The organism is Ignavibacteriales bacterium (genome assembly GCA_026390795.1).
In the GTDB taxonomy this organism is placed as follows: Bacteria; Bacteroidota; Ignavibacteria; order Ignavibacteriales; family Melioribacteraceae; genus Fen-1258.
Genome location: JAPLFG010000003.1, coordinates 472,103 through 484,519 on the forward strand (window position 1 = coordinate 472,103; position 12,417 = coordinate 484,519).

Annotated in this window: 12 protein-coding genes; all 12 read right to left on the reverse strand. The window is 34.4% G+C overall.

Annotation, left to right across the window (positions count from 1 at the left end):
- Nucleotides 1–7: 7 nt before the first annotated feature.
- The 12 genes from NTX65_05700 to NTX65_05755 all read right to left on the reverse strand — a co-directional run bounded on the left by NTX65_05700 (nucleotide 8) and on the right by NTX65_05755 (nucleotide 12,345).
- The gene (locus tag NTX65_05700) at nucleotides 8–1,243 is read right to left on the reverse strand and encodes a hypothetical protein (protein MCX6168810.1); all 1,236 of its coding nucleotides are present in this window, start codon (nucleotides 1,241–1,243) and stop codon (nucleotides 8–10) included.
- 36 nt (nucleotides 1,244–1,279) lie between these two features.
- A complete protein-coding gene (gene xerD / locus NTX65_05705; protein MCX6168811.1) occupies nucleotides 1,280–2,173 on the reverse strand; it encodes a site-specific tyrosine recombinase XerD in 894 nt (297 codons plus the stop codon).
- Nucleotides 2,174–2,176: 3 nt separating this feature from the next.
- Complete coding sequence (locus tag NTX65_05710; protein MCX6168812.1) at nucleotides 2,177–4,366, reverse strand: HDIG domain-containing protein; 2,190 nt, start codon at nucleotides 4,364–4,366, stop codon at nucleotides 2,177–2,179.
- Nucleotides 4,367–4,370: 4 nt separating this feature from the next.
- Nucleotides 4,371–5,216: a Cof-type HAD-IIB family hydrolase gene (locus NTX65_05715; protein MCX6168813.1), complete on the reverse strand. Its 846-nt coding sequence runs from the start codon at nucleotides 5,214–5,216 to the stop codon at nucleotides 4,371–4,373.
- Nucleotides 5,217–5,379: 163 nt separating this feature from the next.
- Entirely contained in the window at nucleotides 5,380–5,739 is a 360-nt protein-coding gene (locus NTX65_05720) for an STAS domain-containing protein (GenBank protein ID MCX6168814.1), read from the reverse strand.
- Nucleotides 5,740–5,812: 73 nt separating this feature from the next.
- Entirely contained in the window at nucleotides 5,813–6,343 is a 531-nt protein-coding gene (locus tag NTX65_05725; GenBank protein MCX6168815.1) for a hypothetical protein, read from the reverse strand.
- 1 nt (nucleotide 6,344) lies between these two features.
- A complete protein-coding gene (gene ligA, locus NTX65_05730; protein MCX6168816.1) occupies nucleotides 6,345–8,366 on the reverse strand; it encodes an NAD-dependent DNA ligase LigA in 2,022 nt (673 codons plus the stop codon).
- Entirely contained in the window at nucleotides 8,338–9,279 is a 942-nt protein-coding gene (locus NTX65_05735; GenBank protein MCX6168817.1) for a helix-turn-helix domain-containing protein, read from the reverse strand. Before NTX65_05735 ends, ligA begins: the two co-directional genes overlap by 29 nt.
- 19 nt (nucleotides 9,280–9,298) lie before the next feature.
- Nucleotides 9,299–10,669: a 16S rRNA (cytosine(967)-C(5))-methyltransferase RsmB gene (rsmB, locus tag NTX65_05740; GenBank protein MCX6168818.1), complete on the reverse strand. Its 1,371-nt coding sequence runs from the start codon at nucleotides 10,667–10,669 to the stop codon at nucleotides 9,299–9,301.
- A 119-nt stretch (nucleotides 10,670–10,788) separates the two neighbouring features.
- Entirely contained in the window at nucleotides 10,789–11,004 is a 216-nt protein-coding gene (rpmE, locus tag NTX65_05745) for a 50S ribosomal protein L31 (protein ID MCX6168819.1), read from the reverse strand.
- Nucleotides 11,005–11,082: 78 nt separating this feature from the next.
- The gene (locus tag NTX65_05750; GenBank protein MCX6168820.1) at nucleotides 11,083–11,757 is read right to left on the reverse strand and encodes a hypothetical protein; all 675 of its coding nucleotides are present in this window, start codon (nucleotides 11,755–11,757) and stop codon (nucleotides 11,083–11,085) included.
- 3 nt (nucleotides 11,758–11,760) lie between these two features.
- Nucleotides 11,761–12,345, reverse strand: coding sequence for a sigma-70 family RNA polymerase sigma factor (locus tag NTX65_05755; GenBank protein MCX6168821.1), 585 nt, complete (start codon nucleotides 12,343–12,345; stop codon nucleotides 11,761–11,763).
- Nucleotides 12,346–12,417 lie beyond the last annotated feature (72 nt).

Consider the following 12,417-nt stretch of genomic DNA (forward strand, 5'->3'; position numbering starts at 1 on the left):
CAAATTCTCACATTGGAAGATTGGCTAATCCACAACCGCTAAACATTGAAATAGTATATATTATTTTGTCTTTCTTGTAATCGTAAATTTTGATTTGAGAGTTTTGGACAGAATGCTCATCAAAAAATAACAACTTTCCGTGAACTAATAAATTTCCATACTTATTTCCGGAAAAGATTCTAATCGTTTTTTTCTCAACCGCGTTTATAATTAAAATTTGCTGTCCGATCTCATTTTTACTGATTGCTGATCTGCCGCCAGTGTTATATGTGATAAGAAAAAGATAATTACCGTCATCGGACCAAAGTCCGTCTTTAATTTTCTCTTTAGTTTTAAAAATTATCTGCTCGGATTTCTCACTAAAATCTCTTAGGTAAATGTAAGATTCTCCTTGCGAATAAACCTCTCTAAAACGGAAGCGATTGTTCAGTGAAATAGGGACGGGATTAACTTTCGGAGGTGCTGGAAACCCGTTTTGGAGAAGATCAAACGACCTTTCATTAACCTTACCTAGAATACCGTTCAGATCAACTGGAAATATTTTTTGATTTACTATTCCGGAATTAACCGAATCATATGAAGTAAAATTTATTTTAAGAGTATCGGGGTTTTCCCAGTAAGAGTAAAGTTGAACTCCATTTCCAAATTCTGTTATCTCTTTACTTTGTTCTTCTTCACGCATATATTTATAAAGTTTTGCATTGTGTATGAATCTTATTCCGCCGAACTTACCGTAACTGCCAGCCGTAGTTAAAAAGATTGTATTATTATCTTTCGAAGGATTAAGCGCTATAACTTTTTCATCCAAATTACTCCACTCAACTTCCGTTTGTTTCGTAATCAAATTAAAGTTAAAGACCGATGGTCTATCAAGATATTTGGCAACAAAGAGAACATTTGCGTAGGTATCTAGGGTTGGTTTACCTTCATGTGTAATTTTATATTCTGTAATGAGTGAATCCGAGAAAAAATTGTATGCAGACTTTCCTGCTTCCATTGAAGTTGAAAATCTACCGTAAAACAATTTGTAATTTCTCTCATATACTCTTTCGATCCTTAGTTTACTCCACAAAGACGGATTTAACGATGATCTAAAATCTTCGACTTGATCTTGTTTTTTGAACTCGCCCAGCAAAATTGAATACGAATTTTGCTTTTCTTTTTCCTTATCCGAATTCGAACATGAAAGCAAAAGCGAAATTACAATTACAAAAATGAGCCGGGATATTTTTTGAAATCGCATAATCATATTACAAAGATAATGAATAGGGAGTTATATTTAGCCGCGCGGATGATGATCTCGATGGACTTGTTTGATATAATTACGGTCAATGTGAGTATAGATTTGAGTAGTGGAAATGTCGGCATGACCAAGCATCTCTTGCACCGCACGCAGATCCGCACCGCCTTCCAGCAAATGTGTAGCAAATGAATGCCGGAATGTATGAGGATGAATTTCTTTTTTTATGCCGGCTTCCTCCGCATAACGGTTAACAATATTCCAAATTGACATTCTTGAAATTTTACTTCCCATCTTCATATTTAAGAATACAAAATTCTGACTCTTCGATTTTTTCTCTAAATGCGGACGCGAATGCAGTAAGTACTTCTTCAACCAGTTGATCGCACTGCTTCCAAGCGGCACAATTCTTTCTTTTGATCCCTTGCCCAACACTCTGACAACTTCATCATCAAAATAAAGATCATTTATTTTCAGATTAATCAGTTCCGATACACGTAAGCCGGAAGAATATAATGTTTCCAGAATTGCTTTGTCCCGCAGACCAGTTATATCATCTGTATTAGGTGCGTCAAGGATTTTTTCGATTTCATTAAACGATAAAACCGCTGGTAATTTTCTTCCAATCTTAACCGGAGTAAGTTTGCCGGTTGGGTTTTTTTCAATGTAATTATTGTTTTCTAAATAACGGAAAAACCCTTTTAAAGATGACATGTAACGTGCAGCTGTTGAGCTTTCCACACCCATCTCTCTTTGGCGTTCAAAGAATGAAGATAAATGATTGGATGATACTTCATTAAAATCAGTAATTGCTTTGTCTTCAAGAAAAGAAAGGAATTTTTTTAGATCGTTGCGGTAAGCATTTGTAGTATTAGTGGAAAGGTTTTTTTCATATTGTAGAATAGCCAGATATTCTTTTACAAATTCATCCATAATTTATTCTTCTGGCTTTATGCTTTCTAGTTCTTCCTGATCTGGATATCTAATTCTTTTATGATGCTGACCCACCAAGATACTCAAAAATGAATCTTTTATTTTCTTCACATCTGAGAATGTTAAAGGTGCATCGTCTAGCTGTCCATCATCAATTCTGCTGTTGATCAAATTGTTTACAACATTTTCAATTTTTTGAGAATCAGAATCACTTAGGGAACGGACTGTTGATTCGCATGCATCCGCCAGCATTACAATTGCCGTCTCTTTTGTAATCGGTTTGGGTCCCGGATAGCGGTAGTCATTTATATTAACTTTTTCTTCACCGTAAAGTTCTTTTGCCTTTGAGTAGAAATATAACATAACCATTGTACCATGGTGCATTGGAATGAAGTCTATAATTTCTTTAGGAAGTTTATAGGTTTCGGCTAATTCTATCCCTTTGGATACATGAGCCATAATTAGTTTTACACTTTGGTCGGGTGTAAGTTGCTCATGTACATTATTAGAATTAGTTTGATTTTCGACAAAACTTTCCGGATCTAGTATTTTTCCGATATCATGATAATACGCACCCACACGTGCCAAAATTGGATTAGCGCCTATTTTTTCGGCGGCAGTTTCTGCCAGCGTTCCCATAGTTATTGAGTGATTAAATGTTCCGGGAGCGTTTTTAGAAAGTTCTTTTAGTAACGGTCTATTGAAATCGGTTAATTCAAGTAAAGTAAGGTCTGTAGTTATATTAAAAAATCTTTCTATAAAAATTATCAACCCGTATGTTATTACCGGGCTTATCAAAGCATTAGAACCGGCAAATGCAAAACTAGATAACATCTGCTCGAATGAATCAAATCTCTCAAATCCGAATGCAATAATGCTCATGACATAACCAATAAAAATATATAGGAACGAACGAAAGATTTGAGTACGGTTTTTAATGTCTCTAACTGTATATGCTGCAAGACTTCCAGCGATTATATTCATCAAGGCAAAGGCATAATCGTTTCCTTGTAATCCGCCTACGATAAGAGATGATACAACTGTTCCGTAAAACCCTACTCTTGAGTCGAAGATCATTGTGAGCAACATCGAGGCAACCGGAACAAGTACAAGAAATTCTACCGCAGTAGAAACATTGATTTGATAAACGAAAAATGCCAACACACTAATAAAAAGGATTATAATAGCTATTAAAAGAATTTTCAGATTATCTTTATAAATTTTCTTTCTGAAGAGACGAATATAAATTATTAGCGGTAATACAATAATTAGTATATGTAAGAACTTCCCGATACTTTGTAATGATTTGCCGACAAATCCAATTTCTTCACCTTTCGCGATCCGGTAGGAATCAATTTTTAATTTTGTCTCGGGTTTGATTCTATCATGCTTGGCAACAATTCTTTCATTCTCGTTAACAATTCCAACATTACGTGGGACTTTATCTTTTGCATTTTGTACAGCAATATCTGTGAGCTGCTGGCTATAAATTAGATTCGGCTTAATAAAATTTGATACATATTCTTCAACCGCTTCATTCAATTCACCATTATTTCCCACATTGCTTGTAAGGTAAAAATTAACAAAATCATTTACGCTTTTTCGGTCCAGGTAAGATGTCTTTGGAAATATTTTTTCAAACTTTCCGTCTCGTACTGTTATACTGTCTCTTGGAATTTCACTATAGGTTAGATTAAGAAGACCTCGTTGATAAATATTTTTTACAATTTCAAATGAATAATCAAATATTCGTGCGAGAGAAATGAGTTTGTATGTTTTTACTAATTTACGTTGGCGGGACAGATTATAAAAAACACTATAAGAATTATCACTCAAAAAAGTTGTTTTCTTCTCATTACTGCTGCTTTTTGATAATACCTGAGAGAGGAAAACATTGTATTTCCTAAGCGAATCCAATTTGATATTAGCAATATTGTTATCTCTGAGAAAGATCGGTTGAATCAACCTGGCTGCATTTAATTTTTCATTCTCATACTGCACCGGATCTTTTAAAATTTCAAAAGTAGTCGAAGCAATTAGATCGTCATGTATCCAGACCGAACCAACAGTAACTTCCGATTCGATTGATTCACCATGCGGAAACATCAAAACAATGAGAATTACTGTAATAAACACAATAATAAGTTTAATTCGTAAACTCGACCGTAATTTTATTTTCGTGTTCGGCTGCATGATTTTATTTTTTTGCCTGAAGGAGGATTTTTAAAAATTCGGCAACTCCGTCTTCATTATTGGTTCTATTGGTTATTATATCCGCCATTTTTTTAATTTCCGGTACAGCGTTAGTCATAGCAATTTTTAAAGCGTCCGTATCAAACAAAGATTTATCGTTATACCAGTCGCCAAGCACCGCTGTTTTGTCCATTCTAATTTTCAAATGCCTAATTAGTTTTCTTAGTCCTTCACCTTTACTACATCCCATTTTTCTAATTTCAAGATAATAAGTTCCACCAAGAGATTGAGATTTATAATATAAAGAGCGAATTCCGAATGTATGCGGGAAAGTCATTTTCTTTGCAACATATTTTACACTTTCTTTGTAATCACCCATAATAACTACTTCTAGAGTTTTATCAAGAAAATCATCGTAGGCATCTACTTGCTTGTATTTAGCGCCGAATTTGTTAAGAATAAGAGGAACGTGTGCATTTCCCTCTGTAAAATAAATCGCTAAATCATGACATAATGCAATTTTGAGTAAGTATTTATCTGCTAAATGGAGTGAGCGCAATACATATTTTTTAGGCAGATAAGCTTCAAAAATACTCTTCTCGCCGGGGGATCTTTGAATCAACGAACCATCAAGTGTAATCAACGGAATATTTATTTCGAGAAGATCTGCATATTCTGTTACAGCGCTGAGCAATCTTCCCGTCGCAATTGAAAATTTTACACCTAGTTGAGTTAGCTCTTTAACAAGCATCTTTGTTTCTTCACCCAGATTTCCATTATCATTCAGTAATGTACCGTCCAGATCAAAAACAACTAATTCTATTTTGCGGAGAAACTCTTTACTAAACATTATTGTCTAAAAATAATTTCACTAATGAAAATGATATTGAAGAAATATATTAGTTTCATTTTATTTATTCGTTCAACTCAAGAGATAATTCCTTCTTCTTTCTGCTTCCACGAATATATTTGGGGGTAGATTCTATTTGATGTGCAAAAGTGGTTTGTTCTCTTTATAATGTTTCCAATTCTTTTAATGCTTCATTTACTGTGTTGCAGACATGAAGAACTCTATCAAGCTGAGAGATTTCTATGAGTGTCTTTACATTTTTAGTAGGCGACGCAATTCTAATATGACCTTCGTTAGATTGAAGGATTCTAAATGCAAGTAAAATTGCGCTTAATCCGGAACTGTCACAGTATTCAACTTCCGAAAGATCAATGATCAACTTTTTCACATCTTCGGTATGAAGTAGAATTGTAAACTCACCTTTAACAAATCCGGCAATGGAAGCATCAAACCGTTTTTCATTCAATTTGAATGTGGCTATATCGCCAATCTTTTTTAATTCGTAATTAAAATTTTCGCTCATATTCCTATTTCTATAAATTGGATTTTTACACTACTAATCTACAAATTCAATTAAATAATCCAAACATTATTAATCAAAACATTCTAAGATAGTTCAGAAAACTACGGTATGCGACCTCAGGATTTGTGTTTTTATCTACTATTTGCATGTTATAATAACCTCCGGAAAACTCTTTCTCAAAACTCACTCTAATCTTGGATTTTACAACATTTGCAACAGCGCTAAAAAAAACATCCTCGGAACGGTTCAGATCCACAACCACTTCAAATTCCTTCTGGTTTAAACTGTGGATAAGATTTTTATTTGGCAAATTCAATTTTGTAAAATGTGCCAGGCTATAAGGAACAAATTTGTATTTTTCCTTTTCAGGTACAATGTTGTATTTATGTTCCGGCAAAAATAATGTAATAACCTTTTTATGAATTTGATAATACTTCAAAATCTCCAATGAACTAATGAAATCTTTATCATCTTTAGGCATCAGAAATAATAAATCTCTGGCATTGCTTATCACGTTATTAAAAGAAAATTCCCCGATATTTCTGCGCAAATATTTCTTCTTAATTATAAAATGAGCGATTTTCTTTTTTAATCCTTCAAACATTTTACTCCGACTTGATCATTTCTAAAAATTGTTCTTCTGAAAGAACTGAGATTCCTAATTTTAGTGCTTTATCTAATTTAGAACCGGGGCTTTCTCCTGCTAAAACAAAACTTGTATTCTTGCTAACCGATGAAACAACAATTCCGTCATGGCTCTGTATTATTTCTTTAGCATTTTCCCTCGACATAGAGGAAAGGGTACCTGTAAGAACGAACGATTTTCCTTCAAGCAGATTTGATTGGTTAACTTTTTTTTCTCCTGCTAAAGTTAGTCCTACTTTCTTAAGTCTCTCAATTATTTTTTTGTTGTGAGGATTAGCAAAAAACCTTTTTACACTTTGGCTGATACTTGACCCAATTTCATGAACTGCTTCAATCTCATCTTCCGTTGCACTCGATAATTTCTCGACGGAAAGAAAATGTTCAGCCAATTTATTGGCAGCACCCGATCCAACATAACGAATCCCTAAAGCAAATAACACTTTATTAAATGGTTTCTTTTTACTCATCTCAATTGCATTGAGGAGATTGTCGATACTTTTCTCTCCAAGACGTTCTATTTGAATTAGTTCGTCCCGCTTTTCTTTCAAAAAGTAGATGTCGGAATAATCTCTCAAAAAGTTCTGGTCAACAAACAAGTTAATTAATGCCTCACCTAGCCCTTCAATATCCATTGCTCCGCGTGCTGCAAAATGAGAAATTCTTCCTTTAACTTGAGCCGGGCAGAGATTGTTCTCACAATATATCGCAACTTCTTCTTCAGATTGGAATAAATTTGAACCACAGACCGGACATTTTGAAGGGACTTTTACTTCGGTAGAACTTTTTGTGCGTTTTGAAAGATCTACAGAAACAACTTTAGGAATTACATCGCCCCCCTTTTCAATTACTACCCAATCTCCTTCTCTAATATCTTTTCGCTTGATCTCATCAATGTTATGCAAGGTTGCGCGACTGATAGTTGAGCCTGCTAGAAACACAGGTTCCAATTCTGCAACAGGTGTAAGGGTACCGGTTCTTCCAACTTGCCAGGTAATTTTGTTTAGTTTTGTGTTCGCTTGTTTAGCTTTGAATTTAAATGCGACTGCCCATCGGGGTGATTTTGCAATTGTTCCGAGTATTTTTTGCTGCTTTCGAGAGTTAACTTTAATTACCACTCCATCAATTTCGTACGGAAGTTCGTCACGTTTTCCTTCCCATTCATTACAAAACTGTAATACTTCTTCAATGTTCTTACAGACTCGATAGTTTTTATTAATGCGGAAACCAAGGTTCTTGAGTAGAATTAAATTTTCGGATTGTGATTTTAATTCTTCTTTTTCCGAAAATAAATAATAAACAAAGATTTGAAGAGGTCGTTTGGCAACTAATTGAGGATTTTGCAATTTGAGTGTTCCTGCCGATGAATTACGCGGATTTGCAAATGTTTTTTCGCCATTTAGTTCACGTTCTTCATTTAATTTTTTAAACGCTTCCAGTTCCATAAAAACTTCACCGCGAACTTCAAACTCACTCAGGTTTAATTTTAGTTCTGCCGGTTTTTTAATTACAAGCGGTACCGAACGGATTGTTTTAGCGTTATTTGTTACATCCTCGCCAACAGTTCCATCGCCGCGTGTTGCTGCTACATTCAATTTTCCATTAATATATCTAAGGCTAACAGAGAGTCCGTCAATTTTAAGTTCGCAGACATATTCAATTTTTTCATTTTTAGGCAACCTTTCCCTTACGCGTCTGTCGAAATCAATCACTTCAGTTTCACTATATGTATTCGACAAACTCAGCATTGGAATTTTATGCTGAATAGATTTGAATTCCTTTGTTAGATCTGAACCAACTCGCTGTGTTGGAGAATCCGGTGTAATAAACTGTGGATTTTCTTTTTCAAGCTTAATGAGTTCATTTAACAACTGATCGAATTCATAATCACTTATTACCGGTTGAGCAAGTACAAAGTAATTGTAATCGTGCACACGGATCAGTTCTCGAAGTTCTTCAATTCTTTGTTGTGGGCTTTTTTTCATTCGTTTGCGGTGGGATAGTATAATATTTGATACCATCTGATGTGATAAAAAGATTTCTTATTTCACCGGGTTTGCCTACATTTTCTACCGGTTTGTTATTAAAGAACACTTTGACATTGCCTGCGTTTCCAACACTTAAACTAAAACTTTTTGTCGCCGCAAAATTCATTTTTGAATTTGCCGGAACTACTTGCTGCTGTACTATTTTTCCATCAGTTGAGACTTTTACCCAGACTCTTTCCGTCGTTAAGACAGAGAGTCGTAAACTATCGGGCAATGAAGACGGAGAGTTTACCATATTTTGCGTTTGTTCTTGAGTCTGAATTGGTTTTTCAATTTCAAAACGTTCACTATCTGAAACAACTGTTTCCTGTCCTGTCTTTTCTTGAATAATCTCATTTGAAGAACCGCTTAAGAAAGCAAAGTAAATAACAACTAACGCAATTAATATTATTCCACCGCCAATGATATAATTGGTTTTCAATCCTTTTGCTTCTTTTACTTCAGCTAAGTTTGACTGCCATGCCGGAGACTCGGCAGTACTGAATTCTTTTTTAATCGGTTTTTTTTCAGAGGAATCATTTGTTTTGGCTTCATCAATCTCAGGATTAGCAACTGTGTCTATTTTTGTTTGAGGAACTTCTACAACTGGTTTTTCTTCAATCTTACCGGATTTTGCTATCTCATACTTTTGAAGAATTTCTTTAGGATTGAGATCGATTGTGCTAGCATATTCTTTTATGAAAGCTCTAATATATATATCTGGTAGGAGTTCGAAGTTTGCATCTTCAATTGCTTGAAGAAATTTTAAATCAATTTTAGTCTTGGCAGCTATATGTTGCAGTCCTATAGCTTTGGCTTCGCGAGCGGATTTTAATTCATCAGCAAATTGCTTTAATAGTTCTGATGCCATAGAATTTACAGATTACTTATTAATTCTTTTCTAATTTCGCAGCAAAAGAACCGTCAATACCATGAATATGTGGCAACGTTTGGACAGTACCGTTTTCTGCCACAACCTCATTTGGTAAAAAATTAACGGCATTAACTAAACTGAAATTCGAATTTTCCGATAAAAATTTATTAATAATTTCAAAATTTTCTTCGGGCTCAATGGTGCAAGTGCTGTATACTAAACTACCGCCCGTTTTTAATTGTGCTGCGCCGCTTTTCAGTAACTCGTATTGAATATTAACAATATTTCTGATATCACTCAAATCCCTTTTCCATTTAATATCAGGTTTCTTTGTAAGAGTTCCTAATCCGGAACAAGGTGCATCTACCAAAACTCTGTCAAAGCCAGCTTCGTCTTTATACTCATTTGCGTCAATTGTAACCGTTTTAACGTTTTTTACTTTTAATCGATCAAGATTTTTTTGTAGCACTTTTAATCTGCTATCGAAGCGGTCGAGCGCTACAATTTCTCCCGTGTTCTTCATGAGATCTGCCATTAAAGCTGTTTTTCCTCCCGGAGCTGCACAAAGATCTAAAACGCGCATTTCAGGTTTTATATCCAAAAGTTTAATTGGTAATCCGGTACTTTCATCCTGAACTGAAAAATATCCTTTGTGAAAATATTCCCAATCTGTAATGTTGGATAAATTTGCCATACGAATAAAATCCGGTAAATATTTGCCGTCACTGAATTTTAACTCAACTGAATTTAAGAGTTCTTTCATTTCATCAACACTAGATACCAAACTGTTAACATGAAGTGTAAGAGACGGTTTATTATTATTCGCTATAAGAAATTTTTCGGTGTCTTCCTTTCCGTAACGGTTAACCCATCTTTTAACCAACCAAGTTGGATGAGAATAATAAGCACTAAGGTAAGCAATCACATCTTCGTTTGGATCAGGATAACGGATAGAGTCTTTGCTTCTAATAATGTTACGTAAGACAGCATTCGTTAGATCGGCAGGTTTCTGTCCTTGCAGCTTTTTAACAAAATCTACTGCTTCATTAACGGCTGCATAATCCGGAACTTTATCTAAAAATAAAATCTGATAAAGTGCTACACGCATTGCATTCTTAACGTTAGGAATGCACTTAGAAAATTGTCCTTTATAAAATCCGTTAAGAATCCAATCAATTCTACCTAACCAGCGGGTAACACCGTGTACAATTTCGTATAACAATGATTTATCGGGACCGGAGAGGCTGGAATTTTTAATTTCAATATCTAGAAGTTTATCCAGGTATGCATCAGTTCTATCAATTCTGTTAAGAATCTTAACTGCATGTCCTCTAACCCCTTGATAGAGATTCATACCGATTGTTTCGCTGTTCTGTTCCTGTTCCATATCAAACAATAATTATTAGGTGCTAATTTATTTCAGTGAAAAATGAATGATTAAAAGGGTGGATTTAAAAAGAGAAAGGGCTGCTGAAACAGCCCTATATATAACTCTTAAAAGAAAATTTAAACGAATTTTTCTTCCTTTACGCCATATTTCTTTTTAAATCTTTCAACACGACCTGTGGAATCTACAAGTTTTTGTTTTCCGGTAAAGAATGGATGACAATTAGAACAAAGTTCTATTTTGATACTGCTAACTGTAGAACGTGTAACAAATGTATTTCCACAAACACATGTGACTTCACATCGTTGATAAGTTGGATGAATTCCTTGTTTCATTTTAAAACTACTTCCTTGATTATTTTGGACACAAATTTAGGCATGCTGTAGCTAAAAAACAAACTCGAATTGTGCAGATTATGGCATTTTTTGGACTTTTTTCAAAGAATCTGCCTTCATCTGTGCTTTTCTAAGTGAGTCTATCTGTGCTCGATATTTATTTAAAGTGTTTTGATCCGGTTTTTCCGATATGAAGAAACCGTCATACGGAGCCGGTTCATTACCGCTGTTAACAATGTTTCCTCTCTGCATATCTCTTTGATGACCGCTGCCGGAAATATAATCATCGAGTGATACAGACCTTGAAGCACCAAAAGGAAATCTGACATTCATTTTATTTAATGAATTCGCTTGGTTTAGCGGAGAACTTGAATTTTTATTTGTAACAGCAGAATTACTAATTTGAGCAGAATTGTTCGCAGCTATATCATTACCGGCTTCAATTTTATTATTCAAACTCTGTTGATCACCAACCTTTTGAGCTGAATTAAGTAAAGGATTATCTATTTGCTGAGAAGAGGGGAGGAAAACAAATAATAAAATAATTGCTGTAACAACTACTGCAGAAGGAGCTAAAAACTTAACCCAGTTGAAACGCTGTTTTTCCTCATCCATTATTCCAAAATTTTTATTCTTTATCCTCGTCATCAAATTGAATTCAAAATTTTCAGGCGCTTCAACTTTTGGAAGATTTTGAAGATCTTTAATCATTTTGGAATAATTACTTTCATTTTCATTGTAAATAGTTTTCATAGGCTACTCTTTATAAATATGTTTTAAGAGTTTTTGTAATTGAGCGCGACCGCGATTAATTCTCGATTTAACTGTTCCAATCGCGAGTCCCGAAATTTCAGAAATTTCTTCATATGATAAATCTTGTATATCTCTTAGTATCACAACTTCTCTATAAACCGGTTTTACTTTAAGCAATGCTTTTTGAATAATCTCATTTCTAATCTCACCATCCGCGATCTTTTCCGGTGAACGAAACATTTTATCTTCAATCTGCGGAGTTTTATCATCATCGTTATTGCTAATTGAAAGAATACTTCTTCTTCGTCTCCGCTTCAATTCATTCTTTGCAAGATTTCCGGCAATAGTATAAATCCAAGTAGAAAATTTTGCAAATGATCTATAAGAATCCTTGTTAAGATAAAATTTAATCATCGTGTCTTGAACAATATCAGTACAAACGTCTCTGTCGCCAACAAATCTATAAACAAAATTCATCAATGGATCTTTATAACGCCTAACCAAAATTTCATAAGCTTCAAGAGTATTACTGTCTTGAAACTCTTTAATAAGCTCTTCATCTTTTAGTTCGGTTAGCGACTTATTCAATGAGTATTATACCCTATCTGAAAAGAAATGTTTCAAATTTTCCCGTTAATTTTAGCCATATAAGAAAATAAA

Bases quoted from the DNA above. Each gene is read 5' to 3' on its own strand.
- NTX65_05735 (MCX6168817.1), bottom strand. From the start codon at position 9,279: ATGGCATCAGAACTATTAAAGCAATTTGCTGATGAATTAAAATCCGCT.
- NTX65_05720 (MCX6168814.1), bottom strand. From the start codon at position 5,739: ATGAGCGAAAATTTTAATTACGAATTAAAAAAGATTGGCGATATAGCC.
- ligA (MCX6168816.1), bottom strand. From the start codon at position 8,366: ATGAAAAAAAGCCCACAACAAAGAATTGAAGAACTTCGAGAACTGATC.
- xerD (MCX6168811.1), bottom strand. From the start codon at position 2,173: ATGGATGAATTTGTAAAAGAATATCTGGCTATTCTACAATATGAAAAA.
- NTX65_05715 (MCX6168813.1), bottom strand. From the start codon at position 5,216: ATGTTTAGTAAAGAGTTTCTCCGCAAAATAGAATTAGTTGTTTTTGAT.
- rsmB (MCX6168818.1), bottom strand. From the start codon at position 10,669: ATGGAACAGGAACAGAACAGCGAAACAATCGGTATGAATCTCTATCAA.
- NTX65_05750 (MCX6168820.1), bottom strand. From the start codon at position 11,757: ATGAAAACTATTTACAATGAAAATGAAAGTAATTATTCCAAAATGATT.
- NTX65_05710 (MCX6168812.1), bottom strand. From the start codon at position 4,366: ATGCAGCCGAACACGAAAATAAAATTACGGTCGAGTTTACGAATTAAA.
- rpmE (MCX6168819.1), bottom strand. From the start codon at position 11,004: ATGAAACAAGGAATTCATCCAACTTATCAACGATGTGAAGTCACATGT.
- NTX65_05700 (MCX6168810.1), bottom strand. From the start codon at position 1,243: ATGCGATTTCAAAAAATATCCCGGCTCATTTTTGTAATTGTAATTTCG.
- NTX65_05725 (MCX6168815.1), bottom strand. From the start codon at position 6,343: ATGTTTGAAGGATTAAAAAAGAAAATCGCTCATTTTATAATTAAGAAG.